General features: G+C 67.1%; 23 protein-coding genes and 1 pseudogene. 6 read left to right on the forward strand and 18 right to left on the reverse strand.

Going from position 1 to position 23,581, the window contains the following annotated elements; translation table 11 throughout:
• Nucleotides 1-103 precede the first annotated feature (103 nt).
• From A5724_RS12530 to A5724_RS12545, 4 genes are all read left to right on the forward strand, one after another.
• Nucleotides 104-820: a FadR/GntR family transcriptional regulator gene (locus A5724_RS12530; RefSeq protein WP_067801616.1), complete on the forward strand. Its 717-nt coding sequence runs from the start codon at nt 104-106 to the stop codon at nt 818-820.
• Nucleotides 821-986: 166 nt separating this feature from the next.
• A complete protein-coding gene (locus A5724_RS12535; protein WP_067801618.1) occupies nt 987-1,874 on the forward strand; it encodes a hypothetical protein in 888 nt (295 codons plus the stop codon).
• Between the two features lie 76 nt (nt 1,875-1,950).
• Nucleotides 1,951-2,289 (forward strand): YnfA family protein, encoded by a 339-nt coding sequence (locus A5724_RS12540; protein ID WP_067801963.1) that lies wholly within the window; start codon nt 1,951-1,953, stop codon nt 2,287-2,289.
• A complete protein-coding gene (locus tag A5724_RS12545) occupies nt 2,289-3,095 on the forward strand; it encodes an SDR family NAD(P)-dependent oxidoreductase (RefSeq protein ID WP_067801620.1) in 807 nt (268 codons plus the stop codon). Before A5724_RS12540 ends, A5724_RS12545 begins: the two co-directional genes overlap by 1 nt.
• 76 nt (nt 3,096-3,171) lie before the next feature.
• Here A5724_RS12545 and A5724_RS12550 read toward each other — a convergent pair whose 3' ends face one another.
• From A5724_RS12550 to A5724_RS12560, 3 genes are read right to left on the reverse strand one after another with little or no spacing between them, the layout of a single operon-like run.
• Nucleotides 3,172-5,151, reverse strand: coding sequence for a phosphotransferase (locus A5724_RS12550; protein ID WP_067801623.1), 1,980 nt, complete (start codon nt 5,149-5,151; stop codon nt 3,172-3,174).
• A complete protein-coding gene (locus tag A5724_RS12555; RefSeq protein WP_067801970.1) occupies nt 5,138-7,057 on the reverse strand; it encodes a primary-amine oxidase in 1,920 nt (639 codons plus the stop codon). The genes A5724_RS12550 and A5724_RS12555 overlap by 14 nt, the downstream gene beginning before the upstream one ends.
• Nucleotides 7,058-7,113: 56 nt before the next feature.
• Entirely contained in the window at nt 7,114-8,622 is a 1,509-nt protein-coding gene (locus tag A5724_RS12560) for a carboxylesterase/lipase family protein (protein WP_067801625.1), read from the reverse strand.
• A 77-nt stretch (nt 8,623-8,699) separates the two neighbouring features.
• Between A5724_RS12560 and A5724_RS12565 the strand changes: the two genes are divergently transcribed.
• A complete protein-coding gene (locus tag A5724_RS12565; RefSeq protein ID WP_067801627.1) occupies nt 8,700-9,380 on the forward strand; it encodes a hypothetical protein in 681 nt (226 codons plus the stop codon).
• Here A5724_RS12565 and A5724_RS12570 read toward each other — a convergent pair.
• The 10 genes from A5724_RS12570 to A5724_RS12615 all read right to left on the reverse strand — a co-directional run bounded on the left by A5724_RS12570 (nt 9,370) and on the right by A5724_RS12615 (nt 17,546).
• Nucleotides 9,370-10,290 carry a cation diffusion facilitator family transporter gene (locus A5724_RS12570; RefSeq protein ID WP_067801629.1) on the reverse strand — a complete coding sequence of 307 codons (921 nt, stop codon included), beginning with the start codon at nt 10,288-10,290 and terminating at the stop codon, nt 9,370-9,372. The genes A5724_RS12565 and A5724_RS12570 overlap by 11 nt on opposite strands.
• Nucleotides 10,290-10,676, reverse strand: coding sequence for a metalloregulator ArsR/SmtB family transcription factor (locus tag A5724_RS12575; RefSeq protein ID WP_067801973.1), 387 nt, complete (start codon nt 10,674-10,676; stop codon nt 10,290-10,292). The genes A5724_RS12570 and A5724_RS12575 overlap by 1 nt, the downstream gene beginning before the upstream one ends.
• Before the next feature lie 20 nt (nt 10,677-10,696).
• Complete coding sequence (locus A5724_RS12580; RefSeq protein ID WP_197518632.1) at nt 10,697-11,269, reverse strand: hypothetical protein; 573 nt, start codon at nt 11,267-11,269, stop codon at nt 10,697-10,699.
• Nucleotides 11,270-11,350: 81 nt separating this feature from the next.
• Entirely contained in the window at nt 11,351-12,442 is a 1,092-nt protein-coding gene (locus A5724_RS12585; protein WP_067801636.1) for an LLM class flavin-dependent oxidoreductase, read from the reverse strand.
• A 7-nt stretch (nt 12,443-12,449) separates the two neighbouring features.
• Nucleotides 12,450-13,472, reverse strand: coding sequence for an ABC transporter substrate-binding protein (locus A5724_RS12590; protein WP_067801641.1), 1,023 nt, complete (start codon nt 13,470-13,472; stop codon nt 12,450-12,452).
• A 12-nt stretch (nt 13,473-13,484) separates the two neighbouring features.
• Complete coding sequence (locus A5724_RS12595) at nt 13,485-14,213, reverse strand: ABC transporter ATP-binding protein (protein WP_067801643.1); 729 nt, start codon at nt 14,211-14,213, stop codon at nt 13,485-13,487.
• Entirely contained in the window at nt 14,210-15,001 is a 792-nt protein-coding gene (locus A5724_RS12600) for an ABC transporter permease (protein WP_232004813.1), read from the reverse strand. Before A5724_RS12600 ends, A5724_RS12595 begins: the two co-directional genes overlap by 4 nt.
• A gap of 145 nt (nt 15,002-15,146) precedes the next feature.
• A complete protein-coding gene (locus A5724_RS12605) occupies nt 15,147-15,863 on the reverse strand; it encodes a hypothetical protein (RefSeq protein ID WP_067801983.1) in 717 nt (238 codons plus the stop codon).
• Between the two features lie 65 nt (nt 15,864-15,928).
• The gene (locus A5724_RS12610; RefSeq protein ID WP_067801646.1) at nt 15,929-17,140 is read right to left on the reverse strand and encodes an alpha/beta fold hydrolase; all 1,212 of its coding nucleotides are present in this window, start codon (nt 17,138-17,140) and stop codon (nt 15,929-15,931) included.
• A gap of 88 nt (nt 17,141-17,228) precedes the next feature.
• Nucleotides 17,229-17,546: a hypothetical protein gene (locus A5724_RS12615; protein ID WP_232004803.1), complete on the reverse strand. Its 318-nt coding sequence runs from the start codon at nt 17,544-17,546 to the stop codon at nt 17,229-17,231.
• 143 nt (nt 17,547-17,689) lie between these two features.
• Here A5724_RS12615 and rbpA point away from each other — a divergent pair, with 143 nt between their 5' ends.
• Nucleotides 17,690-18,028, forward strand: a complete 339-nt coding sequence (rbpA, locus tag A5724_RS12620; RefSeq protein WP_067801986.1) for an RNA polymerase-binding protein RbpA — start codon at nt 17,690-17,692, stop codon at nt 18,026-18,028.
• Between the two features lie 72 nt (nt 18,029-18,100).
• Here rbpA and lnt read toward each other — a convergent pair.
• From lnt to A5724_RS12650, 5 genes and pseudogenes are all read right to left on the reverse strand, one after another.
• Nucleotides 18,101-20,685 (reverse strand): annotated as a pseudogene (gene lnt, locus A5724_RS12630) (apolipoprotein N-acyltransferase); the annotation flags it as partial.
• Complete coding sequence (locus A5724_RS12635) at nt 20,678-22,264, reverse strand: amidohydrolase (protein ID WP_067801653.1); 1,587 nt, start codon at nt 22,262-22,264, stop codon at nt 20,678-20,680. The gene A5724_RS12635 and the pseudogene lnt, both read right to left, overlap by 8 nt.
• Entirely contained in the window at nt 22,264-22,740 is a 477-nt protein-coding gene (locus A5724_RS12640; protein WP_067801656.1) for an FxsA family protein, read from the reverse strand. The genes A5724_RS12635 and A5724_RS12640 overlap by 1 nt, the downstream gene beginning before the upstream one ends.
• A gap of 45 nt (nt 22,741-22,785) precedes the next feature.
• Nucleotides 22,786-23,169 (reverse strand): PPOX class F420-dependent oxidoreductase, encoded by a 384-nt coding sequence (locus A5724_RS12645; protein ID WP_067801659.1) that lies wholly within the window; start codon nt 23,167-23,169, stop codon nt 22,786-22,788.
• A gap of 30 nt (nt 23,170-23,199) precedes the next feature.
• On the reverse strand, nt 23,200-23,580 hold the full coding sequence (locus tag A5724_RS12650; RefSeq protein WP_067801662.1) for a PPOX class F420-dependent oxidoreductase: 381 nt from the start codon (nt 23,578-23,580) through the stop codon (nt 23,200-23,202).
• Nucleotide 23,581 lies beyond the last annotated feature (1 nt).

The raw sequence follows: 23,581 nt of genomic DNA on the forward strand, positions 1-23,581 counted from the left end.
TGCTTGACGTCACACAGCATGCACTAATAGTCATACGATTGCAACTCTGCAGCGCAATCATATGTTTTTAATAACGCCAGCAAAGCTATGACAAGATGTAAGTGTGGCTCCTGAGGCAAACGCCGGTGCACTTCACGGCAATTTGCTCACCGCGCTGGGGGCGTCCATCGTGTCCGGGACGTACCCGGCGGGGCAGGTCCTGACCCTGGAAGGGGTCAGCACCGAGCACGGGGTGTCACGCAGCGTCGCCCGCGAGGCGATTCGCGTGCTCGAGTCGATGGGCATGGTGGAGTCGCGCCGTCGGGTCGGCATCACGATCCAGCCGGCACCGAAGTGGAACGTCTTCGATCCTCGGCTCATTCGCTGGCGACTGGAGGCCGGGGACCGCGCCGCGCAGTTGGTGTCGCTGTCCGAACTGCGTCGCGGCTTCGAGCCCGCGGCTGCGGCGTTGGCCGCCAGACGCGCCGACCCGCACCAGTGCCGGATCATGGCGGCTGCGGTATCGGACATGGTGGTACACGGCCGCTCCGGCGACCTGGAGGCATATCTCTTGGCGGACAAGATCTTTCACAAGACCCTGCTGGAAGCCAGCGGCAATGAGATGTTCCGTGCACTCAACGGTGTGGTGGCCGAGGTGCTCGCAGGGCGCACTCACCACGGCATGATGCCGGACTCGCCCAACCCTGCCGCGATCGAACTGCACGACCAGGTGGCGCGCGCGATCCGGTTGCGTGACGACGAAGGCGCCGAGCGGGCCATGCGCGCCATCATCGACGAGGCGGTATCGGCTGTGGCGGAGGAGTTTTCGGACCCGGCCTAAGACTCCGCGAACGCCGCCGTTTCGGCGCCGGTGACCATCGCGCAGTCGACAGTGTTGCCCGGCGTGCCCTCCAGGTTGTCTGCGCACCGCGCTTGATCAGCACCGGCACCGGGCGATTGCAGGGACCATACAAGTCGCGCACTGACGGTGATGGTTAACTGCAGAAGTGACCAGACATCCTTCCCTTGCCCGCCGGTTCTTCGAACGCTACGAACCGGTGCACGGCGTCACGTATTTCGCGCCGGAGGCCCGAACGGCCCTCGACCAGCTGGGATTTCGCGGATTTTGGATGAGCTACTTCGCCGCACGGTCCGCGCCGTTCGGGGTGGTGCCCGCTCAGGTCGTCACGGCCGCGTTCTACAACTTCGCCCCCGAACGCGTCGCCAAGGCGCTGCCCGCGGCATGGGACGTCGCGTCACCGGAAGACGCGCTGCGCATCCGCGAAGATTCGGCGGTCGAGGCGCTGCGCCGCTACGGCGTGACCGATGACGAAGCCGCCGCTGCAGCGGAACTGGCCGAGAAGGCGGCGCGGAGCGCCCCGCTTGACGGCAGGCCGCTGTTCGCCGCGAACCTCGCTCTGCATTGGCCCGACGACCCCGTTGCCCGGCTGTGGCACGCGACGACTCTGCTGCGCGAACACCGCGGGGACGGACACGTCGCGGTCCTCGCGACGCTGGGGGTTTCGGGACGGGAGTGCAATGTGCTGCATGCCGCCGCGGGCCGAGTACCCGCGGAGATGATCATGCGCAGCCGCGACTATGACGACGCGACGTGGGAGCGGTACCGGTCGCAGTTGGCCGAGCGAGGCCTGCTCGACGCCAACGGTGCGCTCACCGACGCCGGTCGGGAGTTGAAGCAGCGCATCGAGGACACCACCGACACGCTGGCGCTCGCGGCACTCGACGCGTTGTCCGACGACGAAGTCGAGCGGCTGTTTCTGGCGCTCACGCCGATCACCCGCAGAGTGGTCGCGGCGGGCGATGTGCCCGCGGCGACGCCGATGGGCCTCACCCGCGACGACCTGGACGACGACAGCGCCCACCTACTGGGCTGACTTCGCTCGGCGAGCGACCATTGCTGTACGCCGACACGCCGTGTTCTGCGTACATTTTGCGGTCACTCGCGGCACGCTGTGGGGCGTGGTCGTGCTGAAATCCATCGCCCTGTTCGTGCTCGCGGCACTGCTGGAGATCGGCGGCGCGTGGCTGGTGTGGCAAGGCGTACGTGAACATCGCGGTTGGGTCTGGGCCGGTGCGGGGGTGATCGCGCTCGGCGCCTACGGATTCGTCGCCGCGTTTCAGCCCGACGCGCATTTCGGCCGGGTGCTGGCCGCCTACGGTGGGGTGTTCATCGCCGGCTCACTGGTCTGGGGCATGGTCGCCGACGGCTTCCGGCCCGACCGCTGGGACATCGCGGGTGCCACCGTGAGCCTTATCGGTGTTGGCCTGCTGATGTACGCTCCGCGCTGATGCGTGTCATCGTCACCGGCGGCAACAGCGGCGTCGGACGAGCCACTGCCGCGGCCCTTGCCGCCGACGGCCACAGCGTCGTCCTTGCCTGCCGCCGCCTCGTCAAGGCCAACCAGGCCGCCGCCGCGATGTCGGGTGACGTGTCGGTCGCCGAACTCGACCTCGCCGACCTGGCCAGCGTGCGGGCGTTCGCCGAATCGGTGAAAACCGTTGATGTGCTTGTCAACAACGCCGGCGTGATGAACTTGCCGCTGACGCGGACCGCAGACGGCTTCGAGGCGCACATGGGGACCAACCATCTCGGCCACTTCGCGTTGACATGTCTGCTCGCCGACAAGATCACCGACCGGGTCATCTCGGTGGCCAGCGCGATGTACCACTTCGCGCGTCTGCATTTCGATGACTTGAATTGGCAGCGCAGGAGGTACGCGCGCACCGCGGCGTATGCGGAGTCGAAGATCGCCAATCTGCTGTTCGTGCACGAACTCGCGGCCCGCGGTGTCCGTGCCTACGCGTCGGATCCCGGGATGACGGACAGCGGCATCACCAGGCGCGCCGCGGAGGAACTCCCGGTGGGCGAGCGAAATATCGTATGGCGCATGCTGCATACCCCGGCTCAGGGTGCGCGCGCCACGCTCGAAGCGGTGCGCAGCGACTTGCCGAGCGGGACGTATTTCGCGCCGCGGTTCAACCAGTGGGGCAAGCCACGTGTCACCCGGTTACGGAAGAAGGCCCGCGATCCGGTGGCGGCCCGCCGGTTGTGGCAGCTGTCCGCGGAGTTGACGGGCTGCGACTGGCCATGCTGACCTACGCGAGGGACCGCTTTTGCACAGGGTTTCGCGGCGTGTCGATGTACAGACGCGGTCACTCGCGGAGAAGGGGTCAGGGCTGGTTGCGGTTCCACTCGACCCAGCCGACTCCGGTGCGGCCGTCGTCGGTGGTGACCGTCGCCCATGCCCGCGGGAAGTGGCTGATGCGGCCGTCGGGCGCGGTGAGCAGCACCGGGGCGTGCCCGCGGATGTCGATCGTCGCGGTGACGTCGCCATAGGTGATGGTGGTTGCTGTCGGTAACCCGTTGTCTGCGAACGCTTCCCGCGTCGCGTTGGCCGGCACCTCCACCAGTGGACGATCGGTCGACTGCACATATCCGACACTGAACGGTGGGGCGCCGGGGATACGGATGTCGACGCCGTGTAGGTGTGTGCCGTCGTCGAGATGCAGCGCGCTCCACACCCAGTCCATCGCCCACCAGTCCCGAACGCCCCACGAGTGGTCGCGCTGGCCCGCGACACCGCGCACCTGAACGTCGCGGTCGCCGATGGTGACGGTGCCGGACACCGTGCACGGGATCTCGTAGCGCGGGGTGACGCGGTACAGGTAGGGCACTCCGGCCGTCGACCACACCAGGTCCATCGTCACTTCGGTCGGTGTGCCCGCCTCACCGCGCAGCAGCGCCGCCGGATCCTCGTAGCGCTGCCCCTGTCCCCGCACCGTCACCCGGTACGTCTGCAGCGGTTCGGTTGCAGCGAAGGTGAGTTCGAGTCGGTCGGTGCGCACCGCGGCGGCGTCGTCGGGCAGCTCGGCCTCGAAGTCGTTGAGCGCCACGGTGGCCAAATCGGGCCCGCACAGCAGCGCGTTGATCCACGCGGTGCGCTGATTGGGGTACAGCCCCAACCGAATCCAGCCGCCAAGGCCCTGGTCCGGGTCGGCGAAGTCGAAGTACCAGCTCTCATTCCACAGCGACTCGTCGGTCGCCTCATGTGGACCCTCGTCGTCAGCGGCAGGGGTGAGCGGTTCTAGGGCAACGGGTTCCGGTAGGGCGGCCAGCGCATCGGTGTCGAGCACATGCTGGCAGTGCCGTTGCAGCATCACCATGAACATCTCGTCACCGCGGTCGGTCCGCTCGACCAGCATCGACGAGACGATCGCCATCATCACCCCGAAGAAGCTCTGCCGGCGCACACCGTCGCGCACCTCGTCGAGCGTCAGCGCGGGATTCTCGCCGAGTGCGTCATGGTAGACCCGCAGCAGCGCCTCGTATTGTTCGCGACGGACTTCGTCGGGCAGTGCGCAGCCGAGGAAGTACGCCACGTCGGTCAACGCGGGGCCCCAGGTGACCGTCTGCCAGTCCACCACCGTCAGCGGCCGGTCGGCGGCTGTCTCACCGAACAGCATGTTGTCCAGCCGATAGTCGCCGTGCACCAGTCCGTGTGGGCGCTGCGCGGCGGATTCGCTTGCCACATAGGCGTCGAAGCTCGCGACCAGGCGCTCGCACACCTCCTGGTGTTCGGGCGCGATGCGGTCGCGGTACCGGTCGACGAATCCGGCGTACAGTTGGCCGATCAACGCCTGGCTCATGGGTGACTCGCGGTTGAGCCATTCGGCGTTCGCCATCGCGGTGTCCCCGAGCAGCGGCGCGTGCACCCGGCCCAGCTCCGACAGCGCGAGCATCGCCTGTTCGGCTGTCGCTCCGCGGATTTCGTCGCCCACCACCGCAGGTCCGGCGTCGCCGAGCAGCAAGTGGAAAGCGCCGGTCTCGGTGTTGATCCCGGCGTGGTGGCAGGGGGCGATGGGCCCGTCGATACCAGGTGCGATGTCGGTGTAGAACCGCACTTCCCGTTCGTAGAGGCCCAGTGCCAGACCGGTCTGCCTGCTCACCGGATCGGTCGCCGCGACCTTGAGCACCACCGAGACGGGGCCGTCCTCGCCGTCGGCGTAGCTCAGTTCGACGCGGTAGCACTCGCTCATCTGGCCGGTGCCGATCCGGTCGAAGGCGAAGTCGCGCACCGGCGCACCGAGCGCCGCGGCCAGCCACTCAGCCGTCAGATCGGTAGGCCGCTCGATGATGTCAGTGGTGTGCACTGGTCGCCTGGGTGTGTGCGCCCTCGACGTCGAGCGACGGGTTGCGGTCGAAGAAGCCGAACGGCTTGAGCCAGAACGACACCACGTCGACGGGCATCACCGGCCAGTCTTCCGGCCGGGTGATGTGGTGAATGCCGAATACATACCACAGCACGATATCGGTGTTGTCGATCGACCTGTTGGCCCGTGTCCACCGGCCGAGCCCGGTGTCGTGTGCCGATTGGTTGACGAACTCACCTGCGGGCCAACGTTCGTCGGACCGGTTGGGTGTCACCCACAGGGTGTGGCCGATGACCCCGGCGCGTTCGATCAACGGCGATTCCGGATCGAACATCGGCGGGATCGCGCCCGTTGGGACGAGTTTGTACGACGGATGCGTGCCAAGGCCGTTCACCACGTTGGTGTTGACCACCTTCCAGCTGCGTTGTGTTGCGAAGTTGACGTCCTGTTTGGCCTGGCTCTCGGTGCGCAACGGCACGTTACGTACCACCAGCGACAGACCGTGCGGATTATCTGGGCCGACCGGTTCCGGATGCGACTCGGTCATGTACACGGTGTTGTCGCTGCCGTCGACGTCCATGTCCAGCCGCGCGACCAGAAAGTGTTGGTGGAACGGCGCATACGTGCGTTCGTCGACGAGCGTGCCGTTCGGGTGTGGTTGTCCTGGTGCCAGCGGCGTGGTGACCATGATACCGGTCGCCCGAACCTCGCATTCGATGGTGCCGTCCTGGTACAGCCGCCAGTACACCAGGTATTCGTAGTTGGCCACCGTCACGTGAAACGAGATGGTCAGTCGCCGCGACCGGCGCACCTCGGCGCCGACGTCGTGGTCGACGTGCTTCCATAGCACCGCGTCGTCTTCTTCATGTATGCAGATCGCGTTGGCGATGGTGTACGGCTCACCCAAGCTGTCGTGCAGAACGGCGTCCAGATAGCGGATTTCGCCGAGGCAGTCGCAGCCCAGTTCCAGCGAGGTGGTCATGAAGCCCAGGCCCCACTCACCGATGTCGAATGCGGTGCGCCGGTAGTGGTCCACCGAGGGATCGCGATACGGGACGATCATCTCGGCGAACGACAAGCGATGTGCCACTGACCGATTCCGGTCTCCGTCGCGGTAGCGCACGGTGTGCAGGATTAAGCCCTCGCGATAGTTGAAGCCGAGGCGCAACGACCAGTTCTGCCAGTGCAGCAGGTTGCCGTCCAGCGTGAACGACGGTCCCTCGGGTTGCGTGACGTGCAGCGGCTTGAGTGGTTCGCGTCGCGATGCGGCGCGGATGGCCTCAGGAATGCGGCTGGGCACGTATTCGCCCATCACGTCAGGTGTCTCGACGCCACCGGAGTCTTCAACGCGAAGCAACTCCATGGCGTTGAGGTCGATCACACAATGCAGACCGCTGACCAGATTCGCGTACGGGTTCGCGCCTGGCCCGGCCTTGAGCCAGCTGTCCGACCAGCCGAGCCGCCGGTTGCGGTACTCCTCGGGCAGCACCGCGTCGCCGTAGGTCCAGGTGTCGAAGAACACCAGATCCATGTTCGTGATGCCGCGCTTGGCGAGTGCCGCGATCACGTCGGGATGGCTGCGCAGTAACCGGTCGCATTCGACGAATTCGTCGACGGTGAAGTTGGCCTGCACACCGGGGATGTGCTCGAACGACTCGGCCCGGTCATCGGTCAACGACACCACGCTCTTGTAGGTGGCGTTGGTGGACCGCTGCAGGCACACTGCGGTCGCTCGCCGCGGCGGCCGGGCTCCCCCGTCGTCGAACGCACGCAGTTCCGCCTTGCTGGGCTCGGCGAGTTCGATCGACGCGAACCGCCAGCCCAGGTCGACCCCGTGTTCACGGTCCAGGATCGATGCGACCGTCCTGAACTCATCGCCCGTCAGCGGGTCCAGTGGGTGAGCCACCGAATCACGCAATCACATCCGCGGCTGGCCGCGCAGCCGATTCGGGCGAGCATCTCTCATCCGGTCGCCAGCGAGAAGTCGGCCCACGCCTGTCTGCGATCGGCGTGCGGGTCGTATTCGACGCGGGGCCGCCGGTCCAACACCATCACCGCGCGGTCTTCGGTGCTGTAGGCAGGCCAATCGTGCCCCGGCACACCGGTGCGGGTGAACGCCCGCCACCGCGCCTGCACGTCGTCGCTAACCCGCAGCGCCGATCCGCGATCCGCCGCAGCAGTGAGCAACCGACCGAATGTTGTGCGGTAGACGTCGAACACCGCTAACAACTCGGTGGCGTGCGTGGCCCCGAGCCCCGACCAGCGCAGCGTTCGCGGGGCGTAGTCGTAGCGGTACAGGTACGTTGGCGCGTGCTGACTGTGCGCCTCCGCGATCTGCCACGCCGCGGACCCGAATGCGAAATCGCTGCCGAACTGGATGCATGCCGCGGGGTCCGGGTAGCCGGGGTATGCGGCGGTAATGCGTTCGCGCTCATCGGGTTTAACCGCCGCGAGCAGTCGCTCGATGGTCGGCTCGGTCATCGGCAACAGCTTGAGGAACCGGCCGAACAGTCGGGCCTCCTCGGCGTTGGTGCCCACGATGAGCGGCACCCGATGCGCCGCGCCGACCCGCATCGCCTCGACCGGATCGAGCGGTAGGTACTCGGTGTTGCGCGTCGGGCCCGCCGCGAACGCGCCGAGCATCTCGCGCTGGCCCTGGCGCACCAACCGGTCGAACGCGGTGACCAGCTCTGCGGGCCTGGCCGCCATCACGGCCTGGGCACCGTCGCCACTGCCTGCGCCGAGTAGCGCGGCGAACTTCGCTGCGTATTCGGTCGCGATCTCGGGAGACCGGACCATTCCCGCGGCCGGACTCTCCGAAATCGCCTGCGCGAAAAGGCCTTCGGCCTCGGGAACAGCCAACAGTGTGGCGACCGCGTGTGCCCCCGCGCTCTCGCCGAAGATGGTCACCTTGTCCGGGTCACCGCCGAACACGGCGATGTTGTCGCGCACCCAGCGCAGCGCCATCACCAAGTCGCGGAGGAACAGGTTGTCGTCGATCCTGATGTCCTTGGTGGACAGCGACGACAGGTCGAGGCAGCCCAGCGCATTGAGTCGGTAGTTGACCGAGACGTACACACAACCCTTGCGGGCCAGCGCTGCGCCGTCGTAGATCGGCGTCGCCGAACTGCCCATGAAGTAGCCGCCGCCGTGGATGAACACCATCACCGGCAGCGGCTGTTCTGCCTGCCCTTTGGGAGTAACGACGTTGAGCGTCAGGCAGTCCTCCCCCATCGGCTGGTATTTGCCGGGACCGAGCATCGTGTACATCCGTTGCTGCGGTGCGCAGTAGCCGAAGCCGTGGCAGTAGCGCACGCCGCGCCACGGCTCGACGGGCTGTGGTGCACGTAGACGCAGCGGGCCCACCGGTGGCCTGGCGTACGGGATCGACCGCCACCGGTTCACGCCGTCACGGGTGAAGCCCTCGACCGTGCCCGACTCGACGGTTGCGCGGACAACGTGTTGGTGCATGGTTCCGACGGTATCGAACGAGCCTGGCCGCCGCGCCTGGCCTCCGATCGCGTGTCGGCCCGCTAGCCTTGGCCGTTATGCGGATTGCTGCCCTCATCGCGGCGTCTGTGCTGGTGGCGGGATGTTCGCACTCGGTCGGCGGAGAGGCCGAGCGGGCGACCCCTTCGCTGACGGGCCCACCGAGCACGACGCGCGCTGCACCCACGACGACGCCGCCCACCCCCGCCAAAGCACCCGCCCCTGGCGCGCCGATGAGTGATGTCATCGCCTGGGTGGAAGCCGGCACGCCCGCCGACCCGGCGCAATTCCACTCCGCCTCGCGCGGCGGGGATACGACGGATCTCGGCGCGGACGTCGCCTTCGTCACCCCGTCTGGCAAGACCAATTGCATGACCGACTCTGCGCACAGTGCGGGCGCATTGGCGTGCCTGGTGGATCTGAAGGACCCGCCGCCGCGGCCTGACGACGCCTATGGCGAGTGGAAGGGCGGTTGGGTCGACTTCGACGGGATGAGCGTGCAGATCGGATCGGTACACGGCGACCCGGGCCGGTTCGACGCGGGCACCGGCGCCGAACTGCCGTACGGTCAGTCGCTGGCGTTCGGCGACTACCGCTGCCGAAGCGATCAGGCGGGGCTGATGTGCGTCAACTACGCGCACCAATCGGCGGCGCGGTTCAGCGACGCCGGTGTGCAGGTGTTCGGGTGCTTACAGCCGGCCACCGCCCCGCCGGACATCGGCGAAATGTTCAGCTGCTGAGCGCGTGCGCCGGATAGGCGTGCACGATCACCGAGCTGAGCTTCGGATTGCTGTGCGCCAGTTCGTGTTCGGCTCCGTGGGCGATGGTGTGCGCCTCGGCCAGGCTCAGAGACGGATCGATGTCGAGTTCGACGTCGGCCTCGAGTTGGTGACCCACCCACCGCATCCTGACCCGGCGCACCGCGCGGACACCGGGCCTGGCCGCCAACACGGTCACGGCGTTGTCGACCAGTTCGGGATCGACGCGATCCAGTAGCCTGCCGAACACGTCGCGCGCCGCGAAGACCAGAACGACGACGATGGTCGCGGCGATCACCAGTCCGACGATCGGGTCGGCCGCCGGGAACCCGAGCGCCGCCCCGGCGGCGCCCACGACGACAGCCAGCGACGTCAAACCGTCTGTGCGCGCGTGCAATCCGTCGGCCCGCAGCGCCGCAGAACCGATTCGATTGCCGACACGGATCCGGTACAGCGCCACCACCTCGTTACCGAGGAATCCGACGAGGCCCGCCACCACAACCCAGCCCAGGTGGGTCAGCGGGACGGGGTCGATGAGCCTGCGGATGGCCTCGACCGCGGCGATCACGGCGGAAATCGCGATCATCGCGACGACGAACAGGCCTGCGAGATCCTCGACCCTGCCGAAGCCGTAGGTGTACCGGCGGGTGGCGGCACGCCTGCTGATCGCGAACGCGATCCACAGCGGCACCGCGGTCAGCGCGTCGGAGAAGTTGTGCACGGTGTCGGCCAACAATGCGACCGAACCGGATTGCACCACGATGACCAACTGGGCGGCGGCGGTCAGGCCCAACACCAACAGACTGACCTTGACCGCACGGATGCCCGCGTCGCTGTCACGCAACGCGTCGTCGACGGCGTGGCTGTGGTCGTGGCTGTGACCAAGTCCCATCAGCCGGTCGCCTCCTCGTGCAGCACCCGCAACTCTTTGTCGTCGAGGTGGTGTGCTGGCACGCCGCCCGCCGCGTGCTCCGCGTTGTGCACGGCGTCGGTGAGGAGTTGACGGACATGGTCGTTCTCCAGTCGGTAGAACACTTGGGTGCCCTCGCGGCGGGTCCGCACCAGCCGTGCCATCCGCAGTTTCGCCAGATGCTGCGACACCGACGGCCCTGGCTTGCCGACCCGTGCTGCGAGTTCGTTGACCGAGAGTTCGCGATCGGCCAGCGCCCACAGCAGCTGAATGCGGGTGGCGTCGGCCAGCATCCGGAACACCTCGACCACCAGGTCGGCCTGTTCGTCAGCCAACCGGCGCGCACAGACCTGCTTATCTGCATTCATACGCAGATAATAGCGGTCCGTCACACCGGTCGGGCGCTCTCCCGTGCGCGGGCGGGATAGATCTGCGTCATGCCGATCGCGCCGACTATCACCACGACCGGGATCACCGCCTTGGTCCAACCGGCGGTTTCGGGTGCGTCGACGGCGACGTAGCCGAGGACGGCGATCAGCGCGAAGACCAGCGCCCACATCAGCGTGAGTACCCGGTTCATGCGGCGAAACGCCGCCTTCTCCCAGTCGTCGCGTGGTCCGCCCTCGGGCGCGTACTGCGCGGTGAACGGTACGAACGCCAGCGACGCCACCGACATCACCGCGAGCACGCCACTCGACAGCGTGGTGGCGTAGGTATCCATCCAGTCGCGGTCCTCGGCGCCGACGACCATGCCTGCGATCGTCACCGCGACGAAGAACAGGATGGTCACCACTTCCAGCAGCCGCGGTCCGCCGCGGCCTGCCGACACCCCGAGCGTCAGCGCCGCGATCACCGCGCATATCGCGCCGAACATCCAGGTGCTCGGTCCGTCGGCGACAACCCAATAGATGATCCACGGCGCGAACCCGACGAACGGGCTGCGTTCAAACCACTCGTCCACGGGTCTAGTTCTATCCGCGAGCAGACGTAAAACTGCCGCAAATTCGCGAAAAATGGGCAGTTTTGCGGCTGCTCGCGGGTGCTAGGCGACGCCCTTCTGCTTCAACAGCGGCAGCACGCCCTCGGCGAACCAGTAGGCCTCCTCGAGGTGCGGATAGCCGGACAGGATGAACTCGTCGAAGCCGAGCGAGTGGTACTCGTAGATGAGGTTCGCGACTTCTTCGTGGCTGCCGACCAACGCGGTGCCCGCCCCACCGCGAACCAGCCCGACACCCGCCCACAAGTTCGGGTAGATCTCCAACTGGTCCACCCGGCCGCCATGCAGCGCGGTCATCCGACGCTGCCCTTCGGACTGCGACTTGGCATGCAGCTCAGTGGCTTTGGCGATCTGGTCGGGGGTGAGCTCGGCCAGCAACTCGTCGGCGACGGCCCACGCCGCCGCGGAGGTGTCGCGGCTGATGGTGTGCAGGCGGATACCGAACCGCATGCTGCGGCCGCGCTCCTCGGCGAGCTTGCGCACGGCCGCGATCTTGGCTGCGGCGGCCTGCGGCGGCTCACCCCAGGTCAGATAGACGTCGACGTACTGCGCGGCGATCGGCAGGGCGGCCGGAGACGAGCCGCCGAAGTAGATCTGTGGCAGCGGATCCGGCGGTGCGGACACCCGCGCATCGGCCACCGAGTAGTACTTGCCCTCGAAGTCGACGGAGTCCTGGCGCCAAATCGAATTGACGATGTGCAGGAACTCGCCTGTGCGGACGTAGCGCTCGTCATGGCTGAGCCAATCGCCGAACCGGCGCTGCTCGAGGTCGTCGCCGCCGCTGACGATGTTGAGCAGCACGCGGCCCTCGGAGAATCGCTGCAGCGTCGCCGTCTGTTGCGCGGCCAGCGTCGGCGGCACCAACCCGGGCCGGAACGCGACCAGAAACTTCAGTCGCTCGGTCTCGGCCAGTAGCGCCGATGCGGTCAACCAGGCGTCCTCGCACCACGTTCCGGTCGGGGTGAGCACGCCTTCGTAGCCGAGGCGGTCGGCGGCGCGGGCCACCTCGGCCAGATAACGCCGGCTTGGGGCGCGGTAGTTCGCGGGCACGGTGTGATGCGACGACGCATGCGACGCGCCGACGATCGAGCGACTGTCGCCGTTGGTGGGCAGGAACCAGAAAAATTTTGCAGCCATAGCCTTCTCAATTCGTGCTTGCGAACAGGGGGCGCAGCGCGTCGTTGTAGCGACGGTCCACCCAATTGGCGAATTTCGGTGCCGGAGAGGCGATTTGGCCGGAGGCCGCGAACAGGTCGGCCAGCTTCTGTTCAGAAGCCACGATCTCGTCGTCCAGCTCTGTCGGCAGCCGCAGGCTGCGACCCTGCGCCACGGCGGCCACCTTCGGATCGAGGCCGACGTCGGCGGCGTAGCTATCCGCCCACTGCTGCGGATGATCCTGCGCCCAGCGCACCGCCTTCTCGAAGCGCACCAACAGGTCTTGTAGAGCGGTGTTGCGCTTCGGATCCGCCAGCGCCTGATCCGACGCGACGCCGAACCAGTAACCGTTGGTCACGTCCTTTGCCTGCGCGATGCTGCGCACCCGCACCTGCGCCTCGGCCTGCGCGGTGTACGGGTCCCAGATCGCCCACGCGTCGGCCTGGTGTTGGGTGAACGCGGAGAAGGCGTCGGCGGGCTGCAGGAACACCAATTTCACGTCGGACGGCGACAGCCCGGCCTTGTCGAGTTGGCCGAGGATGTTGCCGTGCGCGGAACTGCCCTTGCCGACGGCAATCGTCTTGCCCCGCAGGTCGGCCACCGTCTTGATCGGTGAATCGGCATGCACCAGGATCTGGTCGCCCACACCGCCGCCGTCATAGGCCGACACCACTTTCACCTTCGCGTTGGACGCCGCCCCGAAGATCGGCGGGGTGTTCCCGGTGATCGCGAAGTCGATCTTGCCCGCCGTCGCCGCCTCGACTTGCGGCGGTCCCGAGGTGAACGTCGAGAACACCACCTGGTAGGGCAGGTTGTCCAAGGCATTCGCCGCCCGCAGCAGCGCCTCGGTGTTGCCTTTCTGGTCGCCGACTTGCAATGTCAGACCGGACAATTCAGACAGTGCCACGGTGGCGGGAGCCGCGGTGGCGACCGAGTTGTCCGTGCGGGACACACATCCCGCGAGCAGAGCTGTCACGGCGATAACCACCGCGGCCAAACGTCGGTTCGACAAGGTTTGCCTTTCTCAGGTCTGGACGCCGAGTTTGTCGAGCAGTTCGTTCCGATAACCCTCGGTGTGAACGCCCGGCGACTCGCGCGGTTCGTCGATGGTCAAGGTGTGGATCACCCGGCCCGCCTCGAGCACAAGCACTCGGTCGGCGAGGGCGAGCGCTTCGTCCACGTCATGCGTGACGAGCAGCACGCCGAAACCGTGCTCGCGCCACAAGTCCAGCAGCAGCGCGCGCATGCTCAGCCGGGTCAGCGCGTCCAACGCGCCGAAGGGTTCGTCGAGGAGCAACAGCTCCGGTTCGGCGACGAGTGCGCGGGCCAGCGAAACGCGTTGAGCCTGACCACCGGACAGCGTCAGCGGCCAGACGCCGGCACGGTCTGCCAGGCCGACATCGGCCAACGCGCTGTCTGCGCGGGCCTGCGCTTCTGCCCGCGGCAGCCTGCTGCGGGTCAAGCCGTACACGACGTTGGTCCGTACGTCGCGCCACGGAAACAACCGCGGCTCCTGAAAAGCCAGCGCCGGAGCCCCGGAGACCATGCGCTCACCGGTGTGGTCCCTCGACAGGCCGGCGAAAACCCGCAGTACCGTTGACTTTCCAGAACCGCTTCGGCCGATGAGCGCAACGATCTCACCGTGCCCGACGCGCACGTTGACGTCGACGAGCACGTGATGCTCCCCATACCACTTGTCGACGTGGCGCAGTTCCCCCGCTGTCGCGGTCCGGCGGCCAGAGACAATCGTCATGACCGGTACCTCAATGCTCGACGTTCCAAGGCTCGGACTATGGCGTCGGTGCCGATTCCGAGGAGTGCGTAGACGATCAGGCCGAAGATGATGACGTCGATCCGCAGGAAGTCGCGGGCGTTGTTGATCAAGAAGCCAATGCCCTTGTCCGCGTTGATCTGTTCGGCGACGATCAGTGTCAGCCAGGCGATCGCCAGCGACTGCCGCACACCGACGAGGACCTGCGGCGCGGCGCTGGGCAGGATGATCGTCCGAAACCGCTGCCAGAACGAGAATCCCAGCACCTGTGCGGTTTCGAACAGCTTTGGGTCGACCTGGCGGATCGCCGAGAACGTGTTGAGGTAGAGCGGGAAGCTCACCCCGAGCGCGACCAGCAGCACCTTGGGCAGTTCACCGATCCCGAACCAGAGGATGAACAACGGAATCAAGCCGAGGTGCGGCAGCGCCCGGATCATCTGCATCGGCGGATCGACGGTGGCCTCGAACCACCGTGACAGCCCGACGGCGGTTCCCAGTGCGACACCGAGGATCCCGCCAAGGAGCAGGCCCTCGGCGACGCGGAGTCCGGACACCCGCAGCGCATCGGCCAGTTGCCCGTTGTGGATCAGTTCGATCCCCGCTTCGACGATCAGTGACGGGGCGGGCAGCACATCCTGCGGGATCACGCCGACGGCGCTGCCCAACTGCCAGACGCCGAGCAGGACGAGCGGCGACAACAGCCGGACCAATCCCCACTTACGGTGGGCCCACCGGTCGGTTCGCGCAGCGGCTGTCGACGCCAGAGGCACGGCCGACTCGGCGGAGATGGTCACGGTTAGTCGACGCTACGTGTCGCGATGAGGCCGTTGAATACTTTGATTCTGGATGATGAAAATGCCGAGGGCCCAGCCGGGTCAGGCGGCTGGGCCGTTGGGCGAGAAGGCTGTTGGGCGGTCAGCCCAACCGGAAGGTGCCGTTGACGAGCGTCGGTGTCACGTCGCGGCCGTTGATGGTCGATTTCGCGCTCTTGTTCTGCAGAAACTGGATCTGTGACGCTTGCTGAAGCTGTCGCTTGTTGCGCACACTGCTGCGGAACTGCTGTTCGTTGAGTTGCTGCAGTTCGGCCTGCTCGAAGTCGCGGCCGGTGATGCTGCCGGTGTTGAACTGGACACCGATCGCCGAGCCGTCCTCACGCACCACCCACGATGCGCGCACACCTTCGGAGTCGGCGGTGTACATACCGGCAACGCCCGACACCGGCGCGGCGCTGAACTTGTATGCGACACCGTTCATGGTCAGATCGCCCATCACGTCGGCGCCGTTGAACTGCGCGCTCAAGGTGTCGCGGAAGCGGGATTTGAGGTCGAGTTTGCCGTCGGCCTGGTTGCCGAAGAACCACGCTTCGTCGTCGGTGCCGTTGCAGGCGTACGCGGCGATGGACGGGCCGTCGACGGAGATCCCTATGGTCATGGTCTTGCCGTCGGCCGCCTTCATGTCGGCGACGTAACGCGCCGACTGCGGGAACGGTTTCGCGGTCGCTTCAGGCGGTGTGGTGACCGCCTCGGAGGTGTTGGTGGCTTCGGTGCTGGTGCCGCCGGAGCATGCGGTCAGGGCGCCAAGGGCGAGAAGCGCGCTGACACCCAGGATCAGGGTGCGGAGGTGCTTGTTCATGGTGATCAGCATGTCCGGTTCACAGCGACTTCACATGAAGAACGTGTGGAGATTGCGTGGAGATGTCAGCACGTGAGGAAGCGGTCGACCTCAGCGAGAAACAGCGGCCACGCAGGCTCGTCTGCGGTGAGCAGATGGTTGTTGCTCAACATCGCGACAAGTCGGGAGTCGGGTATCAGCGCGGCGAGTTCCTCGGCGAATCGGATCGGCACCCGGTGGTCGTCGCGGGAATGCATGATCAGCGTCGGACAAGTCAGTTGTGCCGCCTCGTCCCGAACGTCGATGCGGCCGAACTCCTCGAGGAAGCGCACCGCGTTCTCCGGTGAGGTGGTGCGGCGTTGCAGCTGATCGAACGCGGCCCAGTCGGCGCGGGTGCCGTCCGGCTGGAACTGCGCGGCGAACACCTGACGGAATGCCGGATCGTCTCGCCCCCAGCCGACCCTGGCAAGCTCCAGATCGAGGGCGGCTGCACGCTTTTCCTCTTCGCTCGCCGCGCGCACCGCCCGTCCGCGCGCGTAGGCGCCGCAGAGCACCAGATGGCTGACGCGGTCGGGGTGCCTGGCCGCGTAGGCTATCGCCACCGCACCGCCCTGTGACACGCCGAGTAACGGAAAGCGGTCCAACCCAAGGGATTCCACGACGGACTCGAGGTCGGCCACCCAGTCGTCGAAGGTGAAATCTGCGGCGTCCCAGTCCGATAGCCCGCAGCCGCGTTCGTCGTAGCGGATGAAGCGGTACCTCGACGACAGTTGGCACACCCAGTGTTTCCAGACGGGGCTTTCGATGTCGTAACCGAGGTGGGTCATCCAGTTGGCGGCCCTGACGAGCGGAGGCCCCTCCCCCGCGACCGCGTAGGCCAGTCGAACACCGTCGGCGGCGCGGCAGAACGCGATCTGCTGGCGCGGAGTGGGTGACTCCGGCGCGGGATCAGGCTGGGCCGCAGGGTCGTCTGCAATGGTGCCGACGAACTGGTAGCCGCGACCGCGGACCGTCCTGACGTAGCGCTGCGATTCGCCGTCGTCGCCGAGCGCCCGCCGCGCAGCCTTGATGCGACTGGTCAGCGCGGCCTCGCTGACGAAACGCCCGCCCCAAACCGAGTCGAACAGCTCTTCTTTGGTGACGAACCGGTGCGAATTGCGCACCAGGTGGGTGAGCACGTCGAATACCTGCGGCTCGACGCGGATCACGGCGTCGGCGTTGCGCAGTTCGTAGCGCAGTGTGTCGAGCACAAACGCGTCGAAGCGCCACACTCCGGTTTCTGGAAGTGAAATGGACACCCGCGTTCCCCATCTCGCGATTCGTCGTCTGCAAATCGTAGAACGGGTGTCCTGCCGGCGATGTTCACCGCAAAAAACAAATTGGTGGCTAGCGCCAGCCGTCGGCCGCCTTCGCCGCTCGCATCAGCGCGTCGCACAACTGGCGCAGCTCCGCCCCTTCCGCTCCTTCCTCGACCGCGATCGCGACGTCCTCGGCGGCGCATCTGACCTGGTAGACCCGGTCGGACAGCTCGGAGGCCTCGTCTGCGGTCAACACCACGGAATCCGGCGCCAATGAGGTGCCCTTGACCATCGCGCGCTGTTCGTATGCGCGTTGCCGGCACGACTGCCGGCAGTACTGTCTGCGCCTGCCGAGCCCCGCGTCGGCGACTTCTCGACCACACCAGCGACAAGGCTGGGGTTTCACGCTTCGTCTTCCGTGCCCCACGGACCAGACTGTAAACCGGACGCGGCGCGGATCCCGGTATCATTGACCGTCGAGTCGGGAACTGCGCGCGGCGTTGCTGCGTTGTTTCTCCGGACAAAATATTGACTTGAGGAGTGATGACGATGGCTGATCGTGTCTTGAGGGGCAGTCGCCTCGGAGCCGTGAGCTACGAGACTGACCGCAACCACGACCTGGCGCCGCGTCAGGTCGCCCGTTACCGCACCGAAAATGGCGAGGAGTTCGACGTTCCCTTCGCCGACGACGCCGAGATTCCCCACACCTGGCTGTGCCGCAACGGTATGGAAGGCACCCTGATCGAGGGTGATGCGCCCGAGCCCAAGAAGGTGAAGCCGCCGCGCACTCACTGGGACATGCTGTTGGAGCGCCGCTCGGTCGAGGAACTCGAGGAGTTGCTCAAGGAGCGCCTGGACCTGATCAAGGCACGCCGCCGGGGCAATTGAGGCGGCTAAGCCGCCGGGCCAATTGAGGCGGCTCAGCCGCCGGGCAAACTAGCGGGTTACGCCGACGCCGCGGGCGCGATCCAACCGCCCGCGGAAACCCCATTCCGCGACCTTGAACATGGCCTCGCGAATGTTGGATCCGCTCATCTTGGACTGACCGAACTCACGTTCGGTGAACGTGATGGGCACCTCGACGACGATGAAGCCGTTGTTGATGGTGCGCCAGGTCAGGTCGATCTGGAAGCAGTAGCCCTTGGAGTCCACCGCGGCCAGGTCGATCTTTTCCAGCACCTCCCGCCGGTAGGCGCGATAGCCGGCGGTGATGTCGTGGATGTCGACGCCGAGCAGGATCCGGGAGTAACCGTTGGCCGTGCGCGACAAGACCAGCCTGCGGCGCGGCCAGTTGCGCACCTCCCCGCCGGGGACGTAGCGCGAGCCGATCACCAGATCCGCACCCGCGTCGACGGCATCCAATAGCCGGTGCAACTGCTCCGGGGGGTGGCTGCCGTCGGCGTCCATCTCGACCAGCACCGAATACTCCCGATTGAGGCCCCACGCGAAACCGGCCAGATACGCCGCGCCGAGGCCGCCCTTGGCGGTGCGGTGCATGACGTGGATCCGGTCGGTGTCGGCCAGCGACAGCTCGTCGGCCAGGTCACCGGTGCCGTCGGGGCTGTTGTCGTCGACAATCAAAATGTGCACGTCAGGACGTGCCTTGTGCACCCGCTCGACGATCAGGGGCAGGTTCTCCCGCTCGTTGAAAGTGGGGATGATGACCAGAGTGCGCTCACTCGGGCGCTGAGCGTCAATGTCCCCCAGTCGTTCCCCTACCCTTCGGCTGGGAGGTTCCCCCACCGCTCCGCCCCTTGGGACGCCCATCTCGCTCCTTAATCCTTGCCGCGCCGTCCGAGCCGACGCACGAAACTCCCATTGTGCAGCATCGCGATGAGCACAGCGGCAACGCCGATCGCGGCCAGCAGGTACGAAACGATCGGTCCCCATCGTGTGGCGGGCGTGAGCTGCGTCTTTAGCCGCACCTGCTTGTCGAGGTATGCCGGCTCGAAGAATCCGGTGCGAGCCAGCTCACGGCCGTCGGGAGCGATGACGGCGCTGATCCCCGTGGTGCCCGCGACGACGACGTATCGGTCGTGTTCGACGGCCCGCAGCCTGCCGAACGCGAGTTGCTGCTCGCTCATTGCCTCAGTGAACGTGGCGTTGTTGGACGGCACCGCGAGCAGCTGGGCGCCGCTCTTTACCGCCTCGCGTGTAGCGCGGTCGAAGATGACCTCCCAGCACGTCGTCACCCCGATGGGCACGCCCGCCGCGTTGACCACCCCGTTGCCGGTGCCGGGCACGAAATAGCCGGCCCGGTCGGCGTAGGACGACAGATGCTTGAAGAAGCCACGCCACGGCAGATATTCGCCGAACGGCTGGATGATCTTCTTGTCGTGCCGGTCGGCGGGGCCGCTGCCGGGATTCCAGACGATCACCGAGTTGGTGGCCACCGGGTTGTCGGGGCTGTAGCCGGGGGCGGCGACGACGCCACCGACCAGGATGGGCGCCCGGATCGCCGCGGCGGCGGTGTCGATCTGCTCGCGCGCGTCGGTATTGGTCAGCGGGTCGATGTCGGAGGAGTTCTCCGGCCAGATGACGACCATCGGCTGGGGTGCACGGCCCGCGTGCACGTCGTCGGCCAACTGCATCGTCTGACGGACGTGGTTGTCGAGGACCGCGCGGCGCTGCGCGTTGAACTCCAGCCCGAGTCGCGGCACGTTGCCCTGGACCGCGGCGACCGTGACCGCCGGATCGTCGCCCGCGCCGAGGCCGGACTGCTTGACGTGTGGCCACACCAGCGCGGTGCACAGCAACACGGCACTGATGCACACCCCCGGCAGCACCACCGCGGACGGCGCCCCCGCCTCGTCGCTCTTGCGGCGCCACCACTTGATGATCTCGAACGTGATGGCCGCCAGGCTGAATCCGGTCAGCACCACCGCGAACGACAGCAGTGGCGCACCGCCGAGTTGCGCAAGTGCCAGCAACGGACCGTTCGTCTGACTGAAACCGACCACGCCCCAAGGAAATCCACCGAACGGGACGGTGGACTTCAACCACTCCATGGCCGCCCACAACCCCGCGAACCAGAACACCCAACCCGACAACCGCCGAACGTAGACGGCGGCCAGCCCGAACAGCGCGGTGAACAACGCCTCGACCGCCGACAGCGCAATCCATGGAGCCGGGCCCACCAGGCCGCTGATCCACGGGATGAGGGGCAGATAGAACGTCAGCCCGAAGAGGAAGCCGTACCCGAATCCCCCTGCCCGGGTTGTCGTCTCGCGGGTGAGCACCCAGGCCAGCAGGCCGGCCGCCGCGAACGCCGCGAACCACCAACTGAACGGCGGAAAGCTCACACACAGCGCCAGCCCGGCGACGATCGTGACGCCCAACTGGGCCAGCCGGTCCACCACCGCCTGGCCGAATCGCGTTGCCCGCGTTTGAAATTCAGCCTTCCAGTCGCGGCCCTTAGCGGGTGCGAGTTCGGCGTAGTCTTCGCCTTCCACCGGCTCTTCGGTGTCGTCGACGATCGGCGGAAAGGTCTCCGTATCGTCGGCTGCGCGGGCCCATTCGCGCCTGCGCCCGGACGATTTAGCCATGTATGACGGCACCCCGGTGCACCGTCTGCCTGCAATGCGGCAACGGGTCGTCGAGTCGCGGCAGCGGCGGCACCCGCGACCGCTGATCGGTCGACCAACGCTGCACCGCATCGGCAGGCGCGCTGACTTCCAGGGCGTCCGTCTCCCAGACGGCATAGGACGCCGGGGCACCAGGAACGAGGGTTCCTGTGATGCCGTCGCGGGCGCCGCCTGCGCGCCACGCACCGCGGGTAGCCGCTGCGAACGCCGCCCGCGCCGACACCGCGCCGCCTGGAGTGCGGTGTCGGGTCGCGGCACGTACCGTCGCCCACGGATTCAACCCCGTCACAGGGCTGTCCGAGCCGAAGGCGATTGGCACGCCTTGGGATGCTAGCAGCGCAAACGGGTTCAATTTGACGCCTCGGCCAAGCCCTAGGCGGCGCGCATACATGCCGTCCTCGCCGCCCCACAGCGCGTCGAAATTCGGCTGCATGCTCGCGAACACGCCCCAGGACCCGAGCTTGGCCGCCTGCTCCGGCGTGACCATCTCGAGGTGTTCCAGCCGGTGGCCGCAGCGGGCGACCGAGGGCGCACCGAATTCGTCGACGACACGCTCGAGTCCCGCGACGACGGCGCTGACCGCGGCGTCGCCGATGACGTGGAAGCCCGCGGTGATGCCCGCCTCGGTGCAGGCCCGCAGATGGGCGGTGATGGCGTCGACGTCGAGATACGTGTTGCCGCAACAGTCTGGCGCATCGTCGTAGGGCTCGTGCAACCACGCGGTGCGGGATCCGATCGCGCCGTCGACGAACAGGTCGCCGGCAAGACCTCGGGCACCCGTTCTCTCGATGAGCGCACGCGCCGCGGCCGCCGTCGTCACATGCTCGCCCCAATAGCCGATGACCTCGACTCCGTGCTGCGTGTCGCGGACCTCGACCCAGTCGTCGATGCCGCCGATCTGCGGACCCGCGCACTCGTGCACCGCCGCGATGCCGAACGCGGCCGCCGCGTCGAGGGCCGCGATGCGGGCCTCGCGGCGCTGTGGTGCGGTCAATCGGTCACGGGCGGCGGCGCGAACCAGATGGTGCGCTTCGCTGGTCAAGGGCAGGCGCGGGTCGAAACCCGCCGCGTCGGTCAGAGCGGGCGCCAGACGCCGCAGCGCGGTCGACGCGGCCGCCGAGTGCACGTCCACGCGGGCCAGGTAGGCAGGCCGGTCGCCGACCACGCGGTCAAGGTCGTCGGTGCTGGGCGCGGTGTTCTCAGGCCAGCCGGACTCATCCCAGCCGTGGCCCCAGACGGGACCGTCGGGATGGCTGCGCACGTAATCGGTGACCAGATCCAGGCAGTGCCGCAGCGAGGTGGCGCGCCGCAGGTCCAGTCCGGCCAGCGTCAGTCCGGTCGCGGTGAGGTGGACGTGGCTGTCGACGAAGGCAGGCGCGACGAAACCGCCGTCGAGGTCGACGACCTCCGCGCCCGGAAACTGTTGGCGCCCAACGTCGTCGCTACCGAGCCACGTGACGACGCCATCGGCGACCGCCATCGCGGTGGCGTCGGGCATGGCGGGGCTGTGCACCCGCCCGTTGAGCAGGAGAGTCGCCACTAGTCAGGCTTGCGCTCCACCGCGGGCGGCGGCACTTCGATGACCTCGCCGTCGATGTAGTCGCCGCGGCCTGACGCGTCGTAGCCCCAGCCGGTGGCCGCGATCGGACCGGCGGCAGCCACCAAGGGCACCCGGCGCGCGGCCATCGCGGTGATCAGCGGACGCGCGGCGGCCCGGGACGGCGGCAGCAGAAACAGCGCGCCGACCACAGAGCTGGCCAGTCCCGGGATCACGACGAGCACGGTACCGAGTGCGACGATCAGGCTGTCCGTCGCGGCCCCCTGGACCGCTGCGGGCTTGAGACCCGACTGGAGTCGTCGGATGTGTCGCTTGACCTGCGATCCGGCCAGGGTGACACCGACCACCCAGGTCCCGAGCAGTGCCACGATGGTCCAGCCGAAGCCGATGGTCGACGTCAGCGCCACGATGACGGCAAGCTCGACGACCAGGTAGACCAGAAACAGCCGTATCGCCATGCAATGTGAACGTCGCCGGGCACGCCTGGGTTCCGTGCGTGCGAGTCAGGCCGGCTGGATCTCGATCGCGCTGTGCACCTTGTCGACTCCGCCGCGGATGATCGCCTGCGGGATCCACCACCACGCGTGCCACCAATACTTCCTGGTGACCATCTCGAAGACCCGCCGGTTCTCCGACTTGGGCAGGTTGCGGGCCACCGCTTCCACCGGTTCGCACTTCGGCTTGCCCAGGGCGGTGGACTTCTGGATGGTCACCCGCGGGGTGTTGTTGATGCGCTTGGTCTTCCACGACCCGTCGTCGGTGGAGATCAGCAGCCGGTCGCCGTCGCGCACACCCCAGACCGGGGTCGGTTTGGGCCTGCCGTCCTTGGTGAAGGTAGTGAGCAGCAGGTACTTGGCGTCGGCGACGTCATGGAACATGTCAGGCATGGGTGTTGGCCCGCTTTCAAACAGGGTTTGCTAAACGGCTCGCAGCTCGACGGTCACGTTCTTCGTCATTCCCCCACGCAGCTTCGAGAAAACGTTGAACGTTTTGCCGAGCAGGCCGTAGCGCTTGCCGATCGCGTCGTAGGTGGCGCCGTTTGCCGACTTGTCCAGGATCGTGGCGGTCGCCTCGACCGCCTCACTCTTCGGGTTGCCGCGCCGGTCGCAGACGGCGATGGTGACGCGCGGGGTGTTGCGAATCCGCTTGACCTTCCAGGACTGCTCCTGCGTGATGACGAGCAGGCGGTCGCCGGCGGGCGCGGCCCAGATGGCGGTGGGCTTGGGCCTGCCGTCCTTGGTGAACGTGGTCAGCAGGATGTACTCGGATTTCGCGACGTCGGCAAAGGTGGTCTGCACC

The sequence above is a fragment of the Mycobacterium sp. ACS1612 genome (genome assembly GCF_001667505.1).
Classification (GTDB): Bacteria; Actinomycetota; Actinomycetes; order Mycobacteriales; family Mycobacteriaceae; genus Mycobacterium.

Coding starts and splice junctions, on each gene's coding strand:
- A5724_RS12545 (WP_067801620.1), top strand. CDS start 2,289: ATGCGTGTCATCGTCACCGGCGGCAACAGCGGCGTCGGACGAGCCACT.
- A5724_RS12560 (WP_067801625.1), bottom strand. CDS start 8,622: ATGCACCAACACGTTGTCCGCGCAACCGTCGAGTCGGGCACGGTCGAG.
- A5724_RS12565 (WP_067801627.1), top strand. CDS start 8,700: ATGCGGATTGCTGCCCTCATCGCGGCGTCTGTGCTGGTGGCGGGATGT.
- A5724_RS12570 (WP_067801629.1), bottom strand. CDS start 10,290: ATGGGACTTGGTCACAGCCACGACCACAGCCACGCCGTCGACGACGCG.
- A5724_RS12575 (WP_067801973.1), bottom strand. CDS start 10,676: ATGAATGCAGATAAGCAGGTCTGTGCGCGCCGGTTGGCTGACGAACAG.
- A5724_RS12585 (WP_067801636.1), bottom strand. CDS start 12,442: ATGGCTGCAAAATTTTTCTGGTTCCTGCCCACCAACGGCGACAGTCGC.
- A5724_RS12595 (WP_067801643.1), bottom strand. CDS start 14,213: ATGACGATTGTCTCTGGCCGCCGGACCGCGACAGCGGGGGAACTGCGC.
- A5724_RS12605 (WP_067801983.1), bottom strand. CDS start 15,863: ATGAACAAGCACCTCCGCACCCTGATCCTGGGTGTCAGCGCGCTTCTC.
- rbpA (WP_067801986.1), top strand. CDS start 17,690: ATGGCTGATCGTGTCTTGAGGGGCAGTCGCCTCGGAGCCGTGAGCTAC.
- A5724_RS12640 (WP_067801656.1), bottom strand. CDS start 22,740: ATGGCGATACGGCTGTTTCTGGTCTACCTGGTCGTCGAGCTTGCCGTC.
- A5724_RS12645 (WP_067801659.1), bottom strand. CDS start 23,169: ATGCCTGACATGTTCCATGACGTCGCCGACGCCAAGTACCTGCTGCTC.